This is a genomic window from Massilia scottii (assembly GCF_030846495.1).
GTDB lineage: Bacteria > Pseudomonadota > Gammaproteobacteria > Burkholderiales > Burkholderiaceae_D > Telluria_A > Telluria_A violaceinigra.
In genome coordinates this window covers 56,230-77,918 of the sequence record NZ_JAVCWM010000018.1, presented here as the reverse complement: position 1 = coordinate 77,918, position 21,689 = coordinate 56,230, and the positions used below count along the sequence as shown (strand labels likewise).

The window sequence follows — 21,689 nt, the reverse complement described above, 5'->3', positions numbered from 1 at the left end:
AGGCATCGCCCTTTTTTATGCCCGCCCTGATGTACATATGCAGACGCCGATCGTTAGCACGCTGTTCAACGGCAGCAATTGCTGCCTGCAGGAACATGCTTGCTGACGGGAAGCTTACTTTGTAAATCAAGCTAAACAATTTAGCCATTTCCGTTGTATTTTGATCAAACGGAATCTTGCACGATTGACACCCGCACTACCTGATGATTCTATAGTCCCCTCTCACTTTTGGATGGAGTTGAACAGCATGATGAAGCCAACCGTATTATCCCTGTCGTTGGGCGCGATGTTCGCTGCCGGCGGCGGACTCGCAGGCGCGGCGTTCGCACAGGACGGCCAGCCAATGCAGCGCGTCGAGATCACCGGATCGTCGATCAAACGCATGCAAAGCGAAACCGCCACGCCGCTGAGCGTCATCAAAGCCGACGAGTTCATCAAGCAGGGATTGACCACGGCCCAGGAAGCGCTGTCGCGCATTCCATCGAACCAGACCACCATGGGCAGCGGCAACGTCGTTGGCGGCAATAGCAGCGGCTTGCCGACCGGCGGCCAGGCCAGCGCCGACTTGCGCGGCCTGGGCGGCGACAAGACGCTGGTGCTGCTCAACGGCCGGCGCCTCGCCAACCACCCGTACGACAGCTCCAGCGTCGACCTGAACATGATTCCCCTGTCCGCCCTGGACCGCGTTGAAGTGCTGCGCGACGGCGCTTCCGCCATCTACGGCACCGACGCCATCGGCGGCGTGATCAACTTCATCACCAAGCGCTCGGTCAACACCACCACCATCACCGGCGAACTGGTACGCCCACGCAAGGCGGGCGGCGACGAAGAGCGCGTCAACCTGTCGACCGGCTTCGGCAACCTCGACAAGGACGGCTTCAACGTCTTCGGCGTCGTCGACTGGCACAAGCAGAAATCGATCAACTCGCAGCAGCGCGAATTCTCGAAGACCGGCATCGTCCCGAGCCGCGGCCTGAACCTGACTTCCGGCACCACTTTCCCCGGCAACTACTACGATGCCGGCGCCGACAAGTCCGGCAATCCGGGCTGGGCCACTGGTTGCAATCCACCATTCTCGGTACCGAACGCGGCCGGCATCTGCCGCCAGGATTACACGCGCCAGATCGACAGCATGCCCGACCAGGAACAACTGGCCATCTTCGCGCGCGGCAGCATGAAGCTCGGCGCCGACCACCTGGCCAGCCTGGAATTCCTGCATTCGCAAAACGACGTGACCTCGCGCACGGCGCCGCCGCCGCAAACCGGGCTGATCATGACCAACACCAGCAAGTACTATCCGACCAGCGGCGTGTCCGGCGGACCGCTGTCGATCAACTGGCGTCCGCTCGAATCGGGCCAGCGCACCATCGATTCGCAAGGCAAGGCCGACCGCATCGTGTTCGGCATGGAAGGCTTGCTGGCAGGCTGGGATTACAAGGGCGGCCTGTCGCACTCGATGTCCAAGTCGAGCGAAGACTTCGTGGGCGGCTACGTGGCCGACGCCGCGTTCGCGGCCGGCGTGGCCAATGGCATCCTCAACCCGTTCGCGCTGCAGGATGCGGCCGGCAAGACCTATCTGGAGAGCACCGCCCTGCGCGGGCGCGTGCAGAGCGCCGAAGTGAAGAACACCGCGTTCGACTTCAAGGCCAGCCGCGACCTGATGCCGATGGGCGGCGGCCAGATGGCGGTGGCGGTCGGCACCGAAATCCGGCGCGAGACGGCCGACTTCAACGTCAACCGCGCGATCGCCTCGCAAGCGTCGAGCTCGGGTCTGTCGGGTTCGCTGTCGAAGACCGGCTCGCGCAACATCCAGGCCGTGTTCACCGAACTGAACCTGCCGTTCACCAAGGAACTCGAAGTGCAGCTGGCGGCCCGTTACGACCGCTACAGCGACGTCGGCAACACCACCAACCCGAAAATCGGCCTGCGCTACCAGCCGACCCCGCAGTTGCTGGTGCGCGGCTCGGCCAGCACCGGTTTCCGCGCCCCGACCCTGTTTGAAAAGAACGGTCCGCCGTCGCGCAACGATACCAACGACAGCTACAGCGATCCGATCCTGTGCCCGGGCGGCAAGCCCCAGCCAGGCTCGAATCCGCTGCGCGATTGCGATCTGCAACAGTTCAAGCTGCAGGGCGGCAATATCAACCTGAAGCCGGAAAAATCGAAGTCGTTCTCGTTCGGCGCCGTGATCGAGCCGATCCCGAGCGTGACGATCGCCGCCGACTACTGGAACATCCAGTTGAAGGACAAGATCGCCGCCCTGCCTGAGCAAACCATCTACGGCAACTACGAGAAGTACAAGGCGCTGTTCCTGCGCAATCCGGACGGCTCGCCGAATGCGATCGAAAACTTCCTCAACAACCTGGGCGAAGTCAAGACCGACGGCGTCGACGTCAGCATGACCTTGCGCCTGCCGCGCACCAGCGTCGGCAACTTCACCGTGACGATGGACGGCACCTATGTGCACAAGTACGACTACCAGAACGAGCGCAATGGCGAATTCGTGCACAACGTGGGCCGCTACGCCGACATGGCGCCGGTATTCCGCTGGCAGCACACCGCCGCGCTGAACTGGAACAGCGGCCCGTGGGGCGCGAACCTGTCGCAATCGTTCAAGTCCTCGTACCAGGATCAGGACCAGGTCGCCGATGAGTTCAAGCACAAGGTCGAGGCGTACAGCCTGCTGAACCTGTCGGGCAGCTACAGCGGCATCAAGGGCCTGACCCTGACCGCCGGCCTGAAAAACCTGCTGGACGAACAGCCGCCGTTCTCGAACCAGGGCACCCTGTTCCAGAAGGGCTACGATCCGCGCTTCAGCGACCCGATCGGCCGCGCCGTGTATCTGCGCGCCAGCTACGCGTTTTAAGCGTTTTCAGCTGACGAGAAAACCGCCGCAGTCCGGCGGTTTTTTTTCGTCTTCGCTGGCCCTCCGCAGGCGCGGCGGTTCCTTTCCCGATACCACGGCGCATGTCGCCTCGCGACGCATTGTTCACTTGCGACGCGCACCTGTCAACGCAGGCGTTACCCCCCATTCACGCGAAAAATGTTGGACGGTTTTCCTTGCCCCATGCAAGAGCAGCGCGTCCAGGAGAAGTGCGCGAGTGCAAGGCGGATTGTCGAGGCTGCCCACGCAATTGTTCAAGGCACGACCAACCCGGGCACTGTCAGCTTGGGCGAGATTATCGATAAATTGCCCCGGCGAGACAACGCCAACGCCAAGCTGCGCCATGTCAGGCACTGCGAGATGCTTGAGATTGCTCGACACGATAAAAACCTTATCTTTTTCATTGAACTGCAGGGCGTAGTTTAATAACACCAACCCGGCTGCAGCGACATGCTTGTCGCGCGGATCCACAGCACTTGGCACCTTGTCCAGCATGGCCGGATTGTCATGTCCGAAGACTGCATGTTCGGCAACAGCCCCCTTGTAGCAAGCCAAACGTTTCTCCGCCTTTTTCTCTTCGGCGATAGTCTGTCCGGCCATGCGTGACGCTGTGCCTCTACCCTGTTTGAGAGCGACTTTTGGCCAATTGCGCAAGAATTCAGCTTCGATGTTCACACTCCATCTCGCGGAGAACAAGCCTAGCAAACACAAATCGAACAAGATGTCGGAGAGCCGCGGCGGCAATAGGACATTTGCGTCGAGCAACGCGTGGGTGGTGCCGCCAGGAGACAGAGGGTGGTCGAGCGCCACCTCAGTTTCGCCGGCGGGTCTTCAGGTCCGCAAATGCTGCGTCAGGAATCGCATACATGCCGGTCTCGGCGGCGACCGCCCGGTAGTCGGACTGCGCAGCATTAGCATCGCGCTGCGCAATCCAGGCGCGCACCGATGTTTCTGGAACACTGCGTGGTCCGTCCTCTGCGACCAACGCCCCCTCCAGCTTGTTGTTATCGATGAGCATCGCGACATACGGCAGGCTGCATTGCATCAGCGCGGCTGCATCCTCGGTCGTCAACATTTTGTGGGCAAACGCGGTTTCAGACGGCGCTTTAGCATGGAGTAAGCCGACGTCAGCCAAATAACGCTGCATAACGATGCGCATGTGACGCGCCGAGTCATCCTGCCCGTCCAAGAGCTCATGGAGCGCATCGGCAATCTGCTGTGGCGTCTCGGCCGCCAGGCTCGGCAACTTCGACACCAGGGCTTCCGCGATGCCAGCCAACGGGTCGGACGCGATGGAGTGGGTACGCGGGTTCTTTTTGAAAACGGCGGTCATGGAATGCCTCCCTTATTACCGTTTCAATTGTAGTTCAGAGGTGCGGCAGGCGCCAAAGAAAAAACCCCGCCGGACAGCGTGTCCGGCGGGGTTTTTTACGTCATACAAGTTTCTTACAAGAGTACGCGACGGCTGTCTGTCAACCGCCGCGCACCCCGGCAATTACAGGAACTTGTAGTTCAGACGTGCGTAGAACGTGCGGCCCAGCGGGTTGGTGAACGTTGGATCGTAACCGACCTGGAAGTTGGCGCCGTTACGCGACGATGGTGGATCCTCGTCCGCAATGTTTTTCACGCCGAAGGTCATGCTCACGTTTTTCATCGGTTTCCAGCCCAGGGTGGCATCGAAGGTCGAATAGGCACCGACTTTGCGCAGCTCAGGGTATGTAGGGCCGATCTCCGCTGGATCGGTGTAGTCCCAATAACCCTTGGTGTAGTTATGCGTCAGCGAGGTATTCCACTGGCCGATGCCGTAGGTCAGGCCCAGGGTATGACGGAAGCGCGGGGTCGGGCCGAAATCCTTGTAGTTGCCCAGATCGCTTACTTCCTTCTCGCCCTGGTACTGGTAGCCGTGCTTGGTGTAGTAGGTCGAATCGAAGTTCGCGCCAACCGTGCCCATGTCGCCCATCTTCTGGCGATAGTTCAGGTTCAGGTCGACACCAGCGGCGTAGAACTTGCCGGTATTCACGCGTGGCAGGGCCACATATTTGAGCGGGAAGTCCTTGTTGTTGCTACCTGGATAAACAATATCGGTGGCCGGATCATAACGGTAGAACTGCGCCAGGTTGGCAACCGGATCGCCGAACACTGTGTTTTCCGACATCGCGTTAATCGACTTGTCGATCTTCACGTTCCAATAGTCGATCGAGCCGCTGATGGTGGACACAGGCTGGAATACCAGGCCCAGGGTGTACTGCTTCGATTTCTCGGGCTTGAGGTCAGGATTGCCGCTGTTCTGGACATCGAGCTGGACCGAGCATTCGTCCTGCAGCTCGCCAACCGGATTGACGCTGTTGATTGGCACACCGTTCGGGCAACGCACCGGATCGCTGAAGCTCGACGACGTGTTGTTCAACGCCTTTGGATTCAGGTTATCCACCAGGGTCGGTGCGCGGAAGCCGCGCGCCACCGAACCGCGCGCCATGATCACGGTGCTCGGACGGAAGGTGAAACCCAGTTTCGGGCTCAGGTTGTCGAATTCGGTGCCGAAACCGTTCTTGTACTTGTCGTAGCGCGCGGCAGCGGTCAGTTCCAGGCTCTTGAAGACCGGCACGACCACTTCCGAGAACAGGCCGAAGACTTTACGGTCGCCGCTCACGCCAGGAATTTCGCCGGCGCCGCCGACTTCGTCACCGGAGGCCAGCACCGGGGAGGAAGTCTGGGTCAGCTTTTCCTTGCGGAACGATGTGCCAACGGAAAAGCCCACGCCGCCAGCAGGCAAGTTGAACAGTTCTTTGGACATGCGGAAATCGAACTCGTTGGAGGTCGAGAGGCCGCCATTTTCAAAGCCACTCAGTTGCGAACCGAGCAACGCCGCCAGGCTGGCCGCGTCTTGCGTGCCGAACACATTGATTTCACCGGAATCGACCAGCGGTTTCAACTTGGCATAGCCAAACTTGCCTGGGCCAAACTGGATCTCGACTTCGTTCTTGGCGTAGGTCAGCGCGGTCTCGTAATCCCAGCCCGCCAGAGTGCCTTTGGCGCCCACCACGACACGGGTGTTCTCGGTCTTGGTCAGGTCGTTACGGCCGCCACCGGCGACGGTGCGCCAGGTACCGGTCATCGGGCCGGTCGGCGTCACATCCATGTCGGCCGCGAGGACGGTCTCCGCCGTAGTGACGGTGCCGTTTGGCATTTTGTAGCCAGCTGGCAGGACCAGGCCTTTCGGCAGCGTGATGTTTTTCGGATAGAAACGGCCGTTGGCCGGATACGTCATCGGCTTGGTGTAAGGCGCCGGCGACGCCGCCGCGATCATCTTGTCCCTGGTGTAAGACGCTTCGGCGAACAGTTCCAGGCCTTCGTTGATCCTGAACACGCCACGGGTGACGAGGTTGTCGTGCTTGGCCTCAGGCATCAGGTCGATGTACTTGACGTAATCGGTGCCGCAGCCTTTTTCGCTGATGACCACCAGGCTGAACTCGTCGTTCTTGCACCCGTTGTAGCGGTAAGGATTCACGCCGACATACTTGTTGCCGAGCGAATCGTTGAAATTCAGGTTGGGCACGCCGTTACGCGGCGAGGACTTGTTGATGCCCAGGTCCGGACGCACCGCGCTGGTCGAGAAGCTGCGGTCGGAGGCGCGCAGCTTGTCGTTTTCTTCGTGGTTGGCGCTGAACAGCACGTTGAAGCGGTCGGTCGCGATGTCGCCGAAGCCGCCGGTCAGGTTGAAGCTGGTGGTGTTGCCGCCACCCTGGTCCACGTGGGTCTTGTAGGCCGATACTTCCATCCCTTTGTAGTCTTTTTTGAGGATGAAGTTGATCACGCCCGCCACCGCATCGGCGCCGTACACGGCGGAGGCGCCGTCGCGCAGCACTTCGATGCGTTCGATGGCCGACAGCGGAATCGAATTGAGGTCGACCGGGTAGTTGCCCACTGCATAGTTAGCCACGCGGCGGCCGTTGAGCAGCACCAGCGTGTAACGGGCGCCCAGGGCGCGCAGGTTGGCGGTGGACGGCACGCCGGAGGCGCCGACGTTGTTGGAGGCCACGTTGCCGCCGAAGTTACCCGGAATCAGGTTGACCAGATCCTGGGCCGAGGTGGCGCCGGTGCGCTCGATGTCTTCGCGGCGAAGAATGGTGACAGGCAGTGCGGTTTCAGCGGCGACGCGCTTGATCGAGGAGCCGGTGATCTCGACGCGCTGCATCGAATTGTCCTGGGAAGCGGTCTGCGCCACGGCAGGCAACGCTGCGAGGCCAAGGCCGACTGCGATACCGCCCGAGAAAACCAGGCGCAGTGAACGCGATAAAACGGTTTCTGTCATCATGTGTGAAATCCCTTGATTTATAAAATATTAGTATTAACACCATCTTTTGGAGGGTGCATCAATTTAAGTAGCGAACCTTGCGGTGGCCGGCTCCGGATTGCGGAGTCTTCCGTTGCAAGGTACAACCAGCCGAGTTCTTGGTAGCGCTGTCTCCGTCGGCTGAACTTCTTCACTTCGCTTAGAGCGACTTGTCAATTGGCGTTCGGCTATGCCTTTTTGCCAATCAAGCCCAAGATAGAAACATACGGGAATAATTGATGTCAACGGTAAATACCGAATATGTATATAAACAACAGGCTTGGTGTCCTGCATACGTTTCCGGGGCATTTTTTTACATGCAGGCCAGGAAATTGTGATTGAATAAAGGTAATTGATTGCCGTGGTTTGCAATGCGAAGCCGTGCCCGCTCGTCGCGGGGGCACATTCGGCACGATTGAAGCGCGCCCTGCGGGCGCTGGCGCCGTTCGATACGCCTGCGCGCAGGCCGGCGCCGCCGCCGGCGGCGCCTCGGGAAAACAGCGGGGTGCCGGCGCAGCCCCGCGCAACAGTCAACGAACGCTCAGGGGTCCTGACGCAGGCGGCGCTGGCGCACGGCCGCAGCCAGGCCTTCGAGCACGGCCACGCTGCTGTCCCAATCGATGCAGCCATCGGTGATCGACTGGCCGTAGACCAGTTCCTTGCCCGGCACCAGATCCTGGCGCCCCCCCACCAGATGCGACTCGACCATCACGCCGACGATGCGCTCGTCGCCGCCGGCCACCTGGGCCGCGATGTCGGCGCACACCGGCACCTGGTTTTCCGGCTTCTTGGAACTGTTGGCATGCGACGCGTCGATCATCAGGCGCGCCGCCAGGCCGAGTGCCGCGATCTGCTGGCAGGCCAGTTCCACGCTGGCCGCGTCATAGTTGGGCGTCTTGCCGCCGCGCAGGATGACGTGGCAATCCTCATTGCCGTTGGTCGAGACGATCGCCGAATGCCCGCCCTTGGTCACCGACAGGAAATGGTGCGGGTGCGAGGCCGCCTTGATCGCTTCGACCGCGATCTTGATGTTGCCGTCGGTCCCGTTCTTGAAGCCCACCGGACAGGACAGCCCGGACGCCAGTTCGCGGTGCACCTGCGACTCGGTGGTGCGCGCGCCGATCGCGCCCCAGCTGATCAGGTCGGCGATGTACTGCGGACTGATCACGTCCAGGTACTCGGTACCGGCCGGCAAGCCCAGCTCGTTGATGTCGCGCAGCAGCTCGCGCGCCATGCGCAGCCCGTCGTTGATGCGGAAGCTGTTGTCCATGTACGGATCGTTGATCAAACCCTTCCAGCCGACCGTGGTGCGCGGCTTCTCGAAGTACACGCGCATGACGATTTCCAGCTCGTCCTTGAAACGCTCGCGTTCGCCGATCAGGCGGCGCGCATATTCCATCGCCGCCTTGGTATCGTGGATCGAGCACGGGCCGATCACCACCATCAGGCGGTCGTCCTGGCCGTGCAGGATGCGGTGCAGCGCCACGCGCGACGCGCTGGCGGTCTGCTCGGCGCGCTCGCCGCAGGCAAACTCGCGGATCAGGTGGGAGGGCGGCGTCAATTCCTTCATTTCGCGGATGCGTAGATCGTCGGTGCGGGGCATGCTGTTCTCCGTGGCTGGGTCATTCAAAATGGATGGGCTAAAAAAAAACCGCCATGGCTGGCGGTTTTTCTGGATGTTGCAAGATCTCGTCGTTGCTACGTGAACCTGCCGCTACTCCACCGCCTTTGGGTTGGAATTGCTAAAGTAAAAGTAGCAGGTAAAGAAAACGACGTTGTGCATGGCAAGAATCCAAAAGTGGTGCAACGACTATAACAACGATTCCTGCAATTTGGCAAGCTGTTTTATCGGCTTCCGTCAAGGCGATACGCCACAAGCGGTTGCGCCTTCCCCACAATGGGCGCGCCGATGCCTGTCACGTTTGATCCAGATCAGTTGTGCCGGCGCGCCCGGTGCAAAACTCGGTCCATCCAGTCCTCAACCGATCCTTGCGCCAGATCAAACCCCGGTCAACTTTTCCAAATAGATAGATTGACCTAGATCATGGTCATCCCGGGGCGAAGCGGGCTGGACAGTCAACCGTTTTCCGGAGTCCGCAATGAAAGAATCCGTCATTTCGTGTTCGCTAAGGCGCCTGTTCGCCGGCGGCGGCGGTGCCAGCCTGGCCCTGCTCTCGCTGGCCGTCCAGGCCCAGACCCCGGCGCCGCCCGGTCCCATTCCACGGGTGGAAATCACCGGCACCCACATCCCGCGCGCCACGGCCGAAACCGCGGCCGCCGTCATCACCCTGAACCGCAACGATATCGAGCGTTCCGGCAAAACTACGGTGGCCGAACTGCTGCAAACCCTGGCCGTCGACAACCAGGGTTCGGTGCCGTCCAGTTTCGGCAGCGGCTTCGCCAGCGGCGCCTCCGGCATCTCGCTGCGCGGCCTGGGCGCCGCCTCCACCCTGGTCCTGCTCAACGGGCGCAGGGTGGCGCCCTACGGCCTGGCCGACGATGGCCAGAAAATGTTCTCCGACCTGAACATCATCCCGGCCGACGCGGTCGAGCGGATCGAAGTGCTCAAGGATGGCGCCTCGGCCATCTACGGTTCGGACGCGATCGCCGGCGTGGTCAACGTCATCCTGCGGCGCGACTTTCACGGCACGGCGCTGCGCGCCAGCTTCGGCCAGTCGCGCGAGCGCGACGGCAACGATGGCGTCGCCGCCGTGACCTGGGGCAGCGGCGACCTGGACGCCGACCGCTACAACGTCCTGGCCAGCCTCGAGTACGGGCGGCGCGGCGCCATCTGGAACCGCGAGCGCGCCGGGCGCGGCCACATCGGGCGCGGCGACCTGCGCCCGTGGGGTTTCAGCGCCCAGGAGTCGCTCGGCGGCACCGGCGCCATCACCATCAACAATGCCGCCGGCAGCGCCATCAACGGCAATGTACGCAACCCCGATACGCTCGACTACTTTAACCGCGGCAACCTGGCCGGGGCCGGCTTCACGCGCATCTTTCCGGGCGCGGCCTGCGCCAACTTCACGCGCCATCCGCAGGGCGACCCGGGCGGCGGCTGCCTGGTCGACGCGGCGCAACTGTACGGCCAGATCCAGCCCAGCCAGGAACGGATCAACTTTTTCGGGCGCGCCACGTTCCAGGCCACCCCGCAGCTGCAGACTTACGCCGAGCTGAACCTGTACCGCAGCGAATCGGCATCGTCTTCCACGCCGTCGGCGGTGAGCGGCGCGGTCGGCTCGCCCGCCGGGCCGGTCAACAGCGCCGCCGTGGCGCTGGGCGCGGCCCATCCCGACAATCCGTACTTCGGCAGGCCGGCGCGGCTGCGCTACATGGCGGCCGACCTCGGCCCACGCACGAGCCAGACCGACTCGGACTTCGTGCGCTTCCTGCTCGGGGCCAAGGGCAGCATGGGCCCGTGGGAGCTCGACACCGCCCTGCTGTTCTCGCAAAACCAGGTCAGTAGCGAACGCAGCCATTACCCGCAGCGCGACGTCCTGTTCGCGCTGCTCAATCCGAGCCCGGAAAATGTGGCGGCGGCGCGCGCCAATCCGGCCTATGCCGCGCTGCCCCCCGGTAGCGTCTGGCGCATCGCCGAAAACGCCGGACTCAATTCGCCGGCCCTGTACGCGGCGCTGGCGCCGACGCTCGCCAACGACGCCAAGAGCCGCATCGCCCAGATCGACCTGCGCGCCTCGCGCCAGCTGACCGAGCTGCCCGGCGGGAATCTCGGCATCGCGTTCGGCGGTGAATTCCGCCGCGAAACGGCCGATCTGGAAGCCGTCCCCGGCACCGGGCGCGGCAATATCGTCGGCCAGGGCTATTCGGCCTACAAGGGCGCGCGCAACGTGGCCGCGCTGTACGGCGAGGTGCTCGCGCCCGTGCACCGCACACTGGAACTGTCCGCTGCGCTGAGGGCCGACCACTACACCGACGCGGGCGACTCCTACACACCGAAGTTCGGCCTCAAATGGACGCCGCTGCGCCAGTTTGCCTTGCGCGGCACCTACGCGCGCGGCTTTCGCGCACCGAGCACGGCCGAAAACGGGGTCGGCGGCCTGGCCGCGTACTCCACCGCGGCCGACCCGCTGCGCTGCGCCCTGGGCATCGAGATCGCCTGCAGCCCGGCGTCGGTGGCGATCATCACCTCGCCCAACCCGGCGCTGTCGCCCGAAAAATCGCGCAGCATCAACGTCGGCATGGTGTGGGACCCCTACCGGCGCACCAATATCGCGCTCGACCTGTGGGAAGTCAAGCGCAAGAACGACATCAACCAGGAGCAGAGCGACGCCGCCATCGCGGCGGGCCGCATCGCGCGCGATCCGAGCAGCGCCGCCCGTCCCGGCGACCCCGGCCCGATCACGGCGGTGCTGGCCAGCTACGTCAATTCGGCGCGGACCCAGGTGCGCGGGGCCGACCTCGACCTGCGCCAGCACTTCGACTTCGGGCCGGGTACCGGCGAAGCGAGCATGGATGTCAAGTGGACGCACCTGTTCAAGTGGCAGCGTACCGAGCAGGACGGCAGCACGCGCGACTACGCCGGCACGCACGGCAACTGCGACGTCACCAACTGCATCGGCACGCCCGACGACCGGGTCAATTTCAGGCTGTCATGGGAGCGCGCGGCCTGGCGCGTGTCGGCCAACCTGAACTACCGCGGCGACCTCAAGAATACCCTGTTCAAGAACGACCCCGCTGGTTGCGCCAGCCACTTCGCCAACGGCGACCCGGCCCCGGCCGACTGCGAACTGCCATCGTTCACCACGGTCGACCTGACCGTGCGCTGGAAGCCGGCGCCACGCATCGAGGTGTTCGGAACGGCGCAAAACATCTTCGACCAGATCGCCCCGCTCGACCCGCTGACGTATGGCGCCACCGCCTATAACCCGCTCGACCATGCCGGCGCCGTGGGGCGTTTTTTCACGGCGGGCGTGCGCTACACGTTTTAGCCGCACGTTTTAGCAGCAACTTTCAGCAGCACCCTTTCACCAACCGTTTAACCACCGGAGCAATCCATGATTGAAAAAGCCTTACCCGCCGCCATCCGCGGCCTGTGCGCCGGCGGCGCCCTTCTCGGCGCCGGCGTGCTGGCCCTGCCCGCACAGGCCCAGGCGCCCGCCGACACTTCCCAGACGATGCAAAAAGTCGAAATCGTCGGCACCTCGATCAGGCGGCGCCTCGAGGCGCAAACCGCATTGCCGATCACCTCGCTGCGCGCCGAAGACTTCGCCAAGCAGGGCCTCTCGACCGCGCAGGAAGTGCTGGCCACGATCCCGATGAACCAGACCTCGACCGGCGCCAGCCAGTCGGTCGGCTCCGGCACCGGCGGGCGCGCCACGGCCAACCTGCGCGGCCTCGGCGGCGACAAGACCCTGGTGCTGCTCAACGGCCGGCGCCTGGCCAACCACCCCTTCTTTGCCGACACGGTCGACCTGAACATCATTCCCGTCGCCGCGCTCGACCGGGTCGAGGTGCTGCGCGATGGCGCCTCGGCCATCTACGGCAGCGACGCCATCGGCGGCGTGATCAACTTCGTCACCAAGCGCTCCTACCGCGGCCTGGAAGTGAGCGTGGAAGCGTACGAACCGGTTGGCTCGGGGGGCGGCGACGAGCAGCGGATCAACGTCATCGGCGGCTGGGGCGACCTGGCCACCGACGGCTACAACGTGCTCGGCATTGTGGACTTCCACCGCCAGTCCGCGCTGACGGCCACCGACCGCGACTTCGCGCGCACCGGCGTGCGCCCCGAGCGCGGCATGTACCAGACCAGCGGCACCACCTTCCCCGCCAACTTCTATTCGGAGAACGACATCTCCGGCAATCCCAGCTTTGCCAGCGGGTGCCGCCCGCCCTATTCGATCCCCAACCTGACCGGCGGGCCGAGCTGCCGCTTCGACTACACCCAGTTCGTCGACCTGATTCCGCTGACCAAGCAGGAAACCTTCCTCGGCCGCTTCAGCAAGAAACTCGGCGCCGACCATACCGCCACCCTGGAATACCTGCACAGCCGCAGCACCAACGAAGCGCGCGTGGCGCCGCCGCCGCTGGCCGGCATCGGCCTGACCATGACCAATACCAGCCCCTTCTATCCGGGCGCCGGCATCACCCCGGCCGTGGCCGGCCTGACCGGCGAGCCGCTCGACGTCAGCTGGCGGCCCCTGGTGACCGGCAAGCGCGAAGGCCTCGACGTGAGCCTGTCGGACCGCCTGCTGGCCGGCATGGAAGGCACGATGGGCGGCTGGGACTACAACGCCGGCCTGTCGTACGCGGTGGGGCGGGCGCGCAGCGCGTTTACCAACGGCTACGTGATCGATGCGCGCATGATCGAGGGCGTGGGCAACGGCTTGCTCAACCCGTTCGGCGAGCAGACCCCGGCCGGCAACGACTACCTGCGCCAGTCGCTGCTCCAGGGCGAATACCTGCGCGCCAAGATCAAGAGCGGCGCCATCGACTTCAAGGCCAGCCGCGAGCTGATGAACCTGCCCGCCGGCCCGCTCGGCTTCGCGCTGGGCGGCGAATTCCGGCGCGACGAAGCCGACTACCGCGTCAACCGCGCGCTGGCCAGCCAGGCGTCCAGTTCCGGCTACGCCGACGCCCAGGACCAGAGCGGCAGCCGCAACATCGGCGCCGTGTTCACCGAGTTCAACATCCCGGTCATCAAGGACCTCGAAGTCAACCTGGCCGCGCGCTACGACGACTACACCGACTTCGGCCACAGCTTCAACCCCAAGGTGGCGCTGCGCTGGCAGCCCAGCAAGCAGGTACTGGTGCGCGGCTCGTTCAACAAGGGCTTCCGCGCCCCCACCCTGTACGATCTGCACGGGCCGCAAACCACCACCAACACCAGCAGCCCCTGGGACGATCCGGTGCTGTGTCCGGGCGGTACGGCGGCTCCCGGGGCCAATCCCAATCTCGCCTGCGACCAGCAACAAAACCAGCGTCAGGGAGGCAACCCCGACGTCAAACCGGAACGCTCGCGCACCTACAGCGCCGGGATCGTGCTCGAACCGACGCGCGACCTGACCTTGTCGCTCGACTACTGGGATATCCGCCTCAAGGACCAGATCAGCCCACTGGCGGAGGAATCGATCTTCGGCAACTACCAGAAATACCAGAACCTGTATGTCTACAATGCCGCCCGCACCCGGCTCGACTACGTGCTGACAATCACCCAGAACCTGGGCGAGGTCAAGACCCGCGGGGTCGACCTGGGACTGCTGTGGCGCCTGCAGCGCGGCCAGTGGGGTAACTTCACCCTGGGGGTCGATGGCACCTGGGTCGACCGCTACGACTACCAGAACGAGCGCAACGGGCCGTTCACCGTCAACGCGGGGCGCTATGCCGATGCCAGTCCGGTATTTCGCTGGCGTCACAACGCCAGCCTGGGATGGACCCGGGGTCCCCTGAACATGACCCTGTCCAACCGCTACCTGTCCGGTTACGACGACCAGCCCGATGAAAACGGGCTCGTGCCCGGCCGCGTGGGACATTACTCCACCTGGAGCCTGGCGGGCACCTACACGGCCAACCAGAAGGTCAGCGTGACCGCCGGCGTCAAGAACCTGCTCGACGACGATCCGCCCTTCACGGTCCAGAGTACGACCTTCCAGCAGGGCTACGATCCGCGCTACACGGATCCGCTCGGACGGACGTTTTACGTGAGGGCAACGTACAAGTTCTGAGTGCGACGTTGGCGAGTGCCGCCAGCGGGAAGGCCGGCCGGAAAGCACAAAGGGCGCACCGCAAGTGCACCCTTTGTGTAACAGCGCCGGCAATGACGCTGCCTGACGCTGCTGAAACGTAGCCGGCCTTGAAAAACTTACGCGGTGCCGCCCACCGTCACCTCTTCGATGCGCAAGGTCGGCTGGCCCACGCCGACCGGCACGCTCTGGCCTTCCTTGCCGCACACGCCCACGCCGGAATCGAGGCGCATGTCGTTGCCGATCATCGATACGCGGTTGAGCACGTCCGGACCGTTACCGATCAGGGTGGCGCCCTTGACCGGATAGGTGACCTTGCCGTTTTCGATCATGTACGCTTCGCTGGCCGAGAACACGAACTTGCCGTTGGTGATATCGACCTGGCCGCCGCCGAAATTGACCGCGTACAAGCCGTTCTTGACCGAGGCCAGGATTTCTTCCGGGTCCTTGTCGCCGCCCAGCATATACGTGTTGGTCATGCGCGGCATCGGCAGGTGCGCGAACGATTCGCGCCGCGCATTGCCGGTCACCGGCATCTTCATCAGGCGCGCATTCATCGTGTCCTGGATGTAACCCTTCAGGATGCCATCTTCGATCAAGGTCGTGCACTGGGTCGGATTGCCTTCGTCATCCATGTTGAGCGAACCGCGGCGGTCGGCCAAGGTGCCGTCGTCGACCACGGTCACGCCCTTGGCGGCAACGCGCTCGCCGATGCGGCCCGAGAATGCCGACGAACCCTTGCGGTTGAAGTCGCCTTCGAGCCCGTGTCCGATCGCTTCGTGCAGCAGCACGCCGGGCCAGCCCGGTCCGAGCACGATGGTCATCGGCCCGGCCGGGGCCGGACGCGCATCGAGATTGACCACGGCCGCCTTGACCGCCTCCTCCGCGTAGCGCTCCAGCACCACGTCGTCGAAATAGCCGTAGTTGTAGCGCCCGCCGCCACCGGAGGAGCCCATTTCGCGGCGCCCGTTCTGCTCGACAATGACCGTCACCGAGACCCGCACCAGCGGCCGGATATCGGCCGCCAGCACGCCATCGCTGCGCACCACCAGCACCACATCGTATTCGCCGGCCAGGCCCGCCATCACCTGCACCACGCGTGGATCTTTCGCGCGCGCCATTTTTTCCACGCGCTCAAGCAGCTTGACCTTGGCCGTCGCGTCGAGCGATGCCAGCGGATCGTTGGGCAGGTACAGCGAGCGTCCGCCCACCGGCGTCATCGAGGACGCCACCTTGATCTTGCCGGCGCCGGCGCGCGCAATGGTGCGCGTGGCCGCGGCCGCGTCGAGCAGGGCGCGTTCCGAGATTTCATCGGAGTAAGAGAAAGCGGTCTTGTCGCCCGATACGGCGCGCACGCCGACGCCCTGGTCGATCGAGAAACTGCCGGTCTTGACGATGCCTTCTTCCAGGCTCCAGCCTTCACTCTTGGTAAACTGGAAATACAGATCGGCGTAATCGACCTTGTGGGTGAACATCGTGCCCAGGGTGGAGAGGAGCTTGCCTTCATCGAGGCCAAATGGCGTCAGCAGCACATCGCGCGCGACAGCCAGGGAGGAGAGATTCGGTTCGAACGGGGTCATTTTGCGGGTCTTTCAGTGTGGATCAGCCATTGTGCCATAGTCGGCTTATTGCGGTAGCTCACAGTTTGCGGTGCTTGAGCGCAGGCAAGCTTTCGCGCACCCCCGCCAGGAAGGCCGGGTCGAGCGCGCCGCTGACGATGCCCTCGCCCTCTTCCAGCACGGCCTTGACCTCGCCCCAGGGGTCGATCAGCATGCTGTGGCCGAAGGTGCGGCGGCCGTTCTGGTGGGTGCCGCCCTGGGCCGAGGCCAGCACATAGCACTGGTTTTCGATGGCGCGCGCGCGCAGCAGCACTTCCCAGTGCGCCAGGCCCGTGGTGTGGGTAAACGCGGCGGTGACGACCATCAGCGCGCACTCGCCCATGGCCCGGTACAGCTCGGGAAAACGCAGGTCGTAGCAGACCGACAAGCCGACCCGCCCGCACGGCGCCTCGAACGCCACCACGGCCTCGCCCGGCACGATGGTGCGCGCCTCGTCATAGCTTTCGGCGCCGCGGGTAAAGCCGAACAGGTGGATCTTGTCGTAGCGCTGCACCGGCTGGCCCTGCGGGTCGTACACCAGGGTGGTGTTCATCACGCGCCCGGCGTCGGTGGACACCAGCGGCAAGGTGCCGCCGATCAGCCAGATGCCGTGCTCGCGCGCGGCCTGCGCCATGCATTCCTGGATCGGGCCCTGCCCGGGCGTCTCGGCATGGGCCACCTTGTCGGTGTCGCTCATGCCCATGATGGGCCAGTATTCCGGCAAGGTCACCAGGGTGGCGCCGCGCGCGGCCGCATCGCGCACCAGCCGGCGGGCGGTGGCGATATTCTCGGCGACATCAGGGGTGCTGATCATTTGTACTGCGGCCACGGTGCTCATGTCATTCTCTCCAGTCGGTCGTTGCGGTGGTTCGCTTCAGTTGGTCCCAGGCTTGACGTTGCTTGCCGGCACGGCCAGCGGTGGCGGCCCCTTGGGCGAACCCAGCTTGGTGATGACCGGCGCCTTCCACGGGCCGGTGATCTGCATTTCGTAGGTCAGCGCGCGCATCACGGGGGCGCGCAGGAACAGTTGCGCGAGGAAGCTGCCCAGCCCGACCACCGGATTGACCGCCAGCGCGTACACCAGCGGGCCGGTGCCCAGGTTAAATTCGGGGATCACCACCACATGGAGGTTGGTCGACTCGTTTGCAATGTCGGCGGTGCCGGCCATGAGCACGGTGGCGGCCACGCCATGCATCTTGAGGTTGTCGGTGCGCACCACGCCGCGCGTGATGCTGGCGTTGGCGCTGATGCCGTCGAACGCCAGGCCTTCCGAAAACACATCGTGGAAATCGAGCTTGAGCAGGCGCGGCAGCATTTGCAGGCTCAGCACGCCCAGCAGCTTGGCCGCGCCCGGGTCTTGCTTGAGGAACTGGCCGGAGGCCACGCGCATGTCGATCTTGCCCGACAGGCTGGGGATATCGAGCGAATACGGCAAGCCGTTCCAGGCGATGTCGCCCGACATCTTGCCCTTGCCGCGGCGCAGCGTTTCCGGGAAACCGAAACGGTCGAGCAGCTTGCCGGCATCCTCGATCTCCATGGAGAAATTCAGGCTGGTATTGCTCTGCCCTTCCCGCGTCACCCATTTGCCGGTGCTGCGCAGCACGCCGTCCGGATTGGCCAGCAGCAAGCTGTTGATCTGCCACTCGCGTCCGCTCGCAACCTGGGCATTGCTGGCGACCAGTTCCAGCCGGCCCAGTTTTTTGTTGAACAGTTCAAAGTGCTCGGCCACGATGTCGAGCGCCGGGATGGTGGCCGCGGCGCTCTTGCCGCCTTCGAGCAAGTCCTTTACGCCGGCCGCGGCCGACTCGGGAATGATCAGCGAGGCCAGGCGCGCCGTGACCTTGCCCAGGCCCTGGCCGCCGGCGCCCTCGACCCAGGTGATGTGGCCGGCCACCTGGCGCGCATCGATATTCGCCTGCCAGGTATCCTTGACGTGCGACGCGCCCACCACCACGTTGTCGAGCTTGCGCTCGCTGATGATCAGTTCGCCCGCGCGCGCGGCCAGCACATCGGCCACCACGTACTGCGCCAGGTCCATGCCGCCATCGGCCGTTGCGCCGGCCGCCGCTCCGCCGGCCGGCGGGGTGCCGCCCACAGGTTCGGGCGCGGCATGCGCCACCGAGGCGGCGATCGCGATCCACTGGTCGACGTTGAGCGACTTCATGTCGACATTGACCATCATGCCGCTGTCCGGCGCCGGGGCCGGCACGTTCACGCCGATGCCGCCGCTCTCGACCCGCCACGGCCCCTTGCCATGCTTGATCCTCTGGTAGCGCGCGCCCATGTTGGCGCCCAGCGCCACCCGGATTTCATCGCGCGCCACGCCGGGGTCGGTGCCGGGCAGGCCGCCCAGGGTGAAATGCAGCGGCAGGGTGTCGGCCGCCGCCTTGTTCAGGGGCGCCGGCAAGTCCACGCCCAGGCCCGCCAGGGTCGAGTCGACCGTCACCAGCGCCTGGTGATCCTTGACCACCACCGAGCCGGTGTAGCGGGTGCCGCCCGAGACCAGCCCCAGCACGTGGCGCAGGGCAGCCGAGGGATAGGTCTTGCGGATGCCGTCGGCCGTGGCCACGCCGCTCAGCTTGATCACGATCGCATTGTCGCGCCCGCTCCCGCCGGTCAAGGCCAGCGGCCCGCCCAGGAAGCTGGCGCCGACGCCGTTCAGGTTGATGCCGCGTTCGTTGAATTCGAGCTTGCCGATGGCCGCCTGCAGCGGCGGCAAGGGGTCGAACAGCAGCACGTCGTTGCCCATCAGTTGCAAGGTGCCCTGCACCTTCGATTCGATCAGATGGTTCAGCGGCAACTGCAGCTTGAGCGCCAGCCTGGCGTTGCCGCTGGCGCGCGTGTGTTCGGTAAAGCGGCCGATCCAGTTCAGCACCGGGCTCGCTTCCACGTAGCCGAGGAAATCCTGCATGGGCGCGGCCGCGTTGCCATCGATTTCCAGCACCTTGTCCGGATCGGCCAGGTCGGCGATCACGGCCTTGACGGCGCTCAATGCCACGCCGCGGGTACGCCCCGTGTCGCCCTTGATTTCCATGCGTGCGCGCTCGAACAGGAAGGTGCCGTTGATCTGCTCGGCCTGCGGCCAGACCGGCGCCACGCCGTCGGGGGCGAAATGGCCGGGCGCGTAGTTCAGGCGCGCATTTTCCAGGCGCCCGCCGACCCGGAACTCGCCCTTGCGCTCGCCCGGCGTATTGCTACGGAACGGGAAATGGGCCAGGTCGCCGCGCAGGCGGAAGGTGGCGTCCTGGGCCACGCCGTCTTCCAGCGCGCCGGTCAGCCAGCCGCGCAGGTGTTCCGGGGTGGCCAGGGGCAGGTAGCGCCCGATGGTGTTCAGGGCAAACCCGCTGAGCGTGCCGCTGACGTCGACGATGGCGGGCGGCTTGCCCGGCTGCGAACCGAGGGTCATCTGGTGCGTGCCGGAGAGCGATCCGCTCAGCGCGCCCTGGACAAAGTTCAGGCTGTCCAGGTCCACCATCAATTTATTGCCGGTCGCAAAGCGCCAGCGCGCGCGCGCGGCGAACTGGTCGAACGGCATGGCCGGGTCGGCGAACCAGGCCGGCAATTGCAGCACCAGTTGCTGCGAATCGAGGCTGATCGCGCCGCCCTGCTCGCTCGCGTCCAGCATGCCGGACAGGTTTTCGATGCCGGGAATCGGCGGCACGGCCGCGCGCGCCGGCGTGCCCGCGCTTTTGGCCACGGCCAGCCGGGCCGGCTGGGCGCGCATGGTCAGGCCGTCGAGCTTGCCGCGCACGCGGTAGCTGGCAATGTCCGGGAACCTGCCTTGCCACTGGGCCGAAAAGTCGCTCACGCGCCCGCGCAGGCCGGCCTCGCTCAGCATCTGGCGCTGCCCCGCCGTGAGCGGCAGCTGGGCGGCCAGCTTGGCCAGGGTTTCCAGGTCGAGCTGGCGCGCGCTCACCGTCACCTGCTCGGGCTTCTTGCCGCGCGCCGGAACGTAGGACTCGGACAAGGTGGTCGGCGCCAGGCTCAGGCCGTCGGCGGTGAGCAGGGAAAAATCGGTGAGGCTGACTTCGTGGCCGTGCGCGCCGAAGGCCGGGGCGCCGCGGTTGCTGCCGCTGGCGAAGGTTTCGCGTGCCGACAGGCGGCCGCGCACGCGCGCCAGTTCCAGCGCCGGCAAGTCGCGTCCGAGGCGCGCCGACACCCCGGCCAGCGCGACGTCGGCGGTGAAGCCGGCCAGCTTGGCCCGGTCCAGGCTCAGCCAGGCGCGCACCGATCCCTGGCCCTGGCTCACCTTGACCGGATAATCGAGGTATGGGGTCCAGGCGGACAGGTCGGTATCGGGCAGGTCGGCGTACAGCTCGCCCTTCCACTGGCGCACGTCGGCCATGCGCGCAGCAAAACGCGGATGGACGAAGTCGGCGCGCACGTCGAGCGGCCCGGCCAGGCTGGCCGGGGGCGTGGCGCGCAGGCCGAAGCGGTGGTGCTGCCAGCGGTTCTTGAGCACCATGTCGACGTTTTCCAGCGCCAGCACCGGGGCGCCGCGCAACTGGTCGGTCCACTGCACCCGGCCTTCGCGGATCACGATCGCACGCTGCTTGAAAGCCCAGTCGGCGCCGCTGCCATCGCCATCGGCATGGCGCTTGATCAGCATGCCGGCCACGAACAGCTGGCCGGCGGCGTCGCGCCGGATGTCGAGGTCGGGACGAATGATTTCCAGGGAGTAAAAACGCGGTTCCAGGGTCGGCACGCTCCACCACGACAGGGTGGCCGACACGCTCGGCAGGCTCAGCACCTGGCGCCCGCGCGGATCGCGCACGATCACGTCGCCCAAAAACAGGTTCGGGCGCAGGCCGCGCCAGGACGCGTAGATGCGGGTGATGGTCACCTCGCTGCCCAGCGCACGGCTGGCGATGCGCTCGATATTGCCCTTGTAATAGTCAATATTCGGCAAAATCACGTAGCGCAGCACCAAAAACACGATGGTGAAGATGAAATACACCAGCAGCGCCAGCTTGATGGTAAAGCCCAGCACATGGTGGGTGGCGCGGTTGCACACCCGATAGGCGGAACGCAGCCGCCGCCAGCGCTCTGCGATGGGCAGGTGCTCGGCGGGCGTCTGTGCTTCCGGTGTGTGCATCAATAAACTGATAAAGGGTCCGCCGTGTAAATGTATTGCAGCAAGAGAGCGCTTGCGTCAGAGCCGCCCACTCCCTTAC

10 protein-coding genes are annotated in these 21,689 nt (G+C 64.7%); 3 read left to right on the top strand and 7 right to left on the bottom strand.

Features of this window, described 5'->3' with window-relative positions:
- Positions 1–247: 247 nt before the first annotated feature.
- Positions 248–2,866, top strand: a complete 2,619-nt coding sequence (locus tag RBA41_RS22795) for a TonB-dependent receptor (protein ID WP_306626534.1) — start codon at positions 248–250, stop codon at positions 2,864–2,866.
- 123 nt (positions 2,867–2,989) lie between these two features.
- Here RBA41_RS22795 and RBA41_RS22790 read toward each other — a convergent pair whose 3' ends face one another.
- From RBA41_RS22790 to aroG, 4 genes are all read right to left on the bottom strand, one after another.
- Positions 2,990–3,559, bottom strand: coding sequence for a VapC50 family PIN domain-containing toxin (locus RBA41_RS22790; RefSeq protein ID WP_306626533.1), 570 nt, complete (start codon positions 3,557–3,559; stop codon positions 2,990–2,992).
- 136 nt (positions 3,560–3,695) lie between these two features.
- A complete protein-coding gene (locus RBA41_RS22785) occupies positions 3,696–4,217 on the bottom strand; it encodes a hypothetical protein (protein ID WP_306626532.1) in 522 nt (173 codons plus the stop codon).
- Positions 4,218–4,379: 162 nt separating this feature from the next.
- Positions 4,380–7,199, bottom strand: a complete 2,820-nt coding sequence (locus tag RBA41_RS22780) for a TonB-dependent receptor plug domain-containing protein (RefSeq protein ID WP_306626531.1) — start codon at positions 7,197–7,199, stop codon at positions 4,380–4,382.
- Between the two features lie 559 nt (positions 7,200–7,758).
- Positions 7,759–8,820 (bottom strand): 3-deoxy-7-phosphoheptulonate synthase AroG, encoded by a 1,062-nt coding sequence (gene aroG, locus RBA41_RS22775; protein ID WP_306626530.1) that lies wholly within the window; start codon positions 8,818–8,820, stop codon positions 7,759–7,761.
- A 496-nt stretch (positions 8,821–9,316) separates the two neighbouring features.
- Here aroG and RBA41_RS22770 point away from each other — a divergent pair, with 496 nt between their 5' ends.
- Both RBA41_RS22770 and RBA41_RS22765 read left to right on the top strand, forming a co-directional pair.
- Positions 9,317–12,166 carry a TonB-dependent receptor gene (locus RBA41_RS22770; protein ID WP_306626529.1) on the top strand — a complete coding sequence of 950 codons (2,850 nt, stop codon included), beginning with the start codon at positions 9,317–9,319 and terminating at the stop codon, positions 12,164–12,166.
- Positions 12,167–12,232: 66 nt separating this feature from the next.
- Complete coding sequence (locus RBA41_RS22765) at positions 12,233–14,899, top strand: TonB-dependent receptor (RefSeq protein WP_306626528.1); 2,667 nt, start codon at positions 12,233–12,235, stop codon at positions 14,897–14,899.
- Positions 14,900–15,036: 137 nt separating this feature from the next.
- Here RBA41_RS22765 and tldD read toward each other — a convergent pair whose 3' ends face one another.
- Genes tldD through RBA41_RS22750 form a run of 3 tightly spaced genes read right to left on the bottom strand, consistent with a single transcriptional unit; the run spans position 15,037 to position 21,610 of the window.
- Entirely contained in the window at positions 15,037–16,497 is a 1,461-nt protein-coding gene (gene tldD / locus RBA41_RS22760; protein WP_099874580.1) for a metalloprotease TldD, read from the bottom strand.
- 58 nt (positions 16,498–16,555) lie between these two features.
- A complete protein-coding gene (locus RBA41_RS22755) occupies positions 16,556–17,353 on the bottom strand; it encodes a carbon-nitrogen hydrolase family protein (RefSeq protein ID WP_306626527.1) in 798 nt (265 codons plus the stop codon).
- Positions 17,354–17,389: 36 nt separating this feature from the next.
- Positions 17,390–21,610, bottom strand: coding sequence for a YhdP family protein (locus tag RBA41_RS22750; RefSeq protein WP_306626526.1), 4,221 nt, complete (start codon positions 21,608–21,610; stop codon positions 17,390–17,392).
- Positions 21,611–21,689 lie beyond the last annotated feature (79 nt).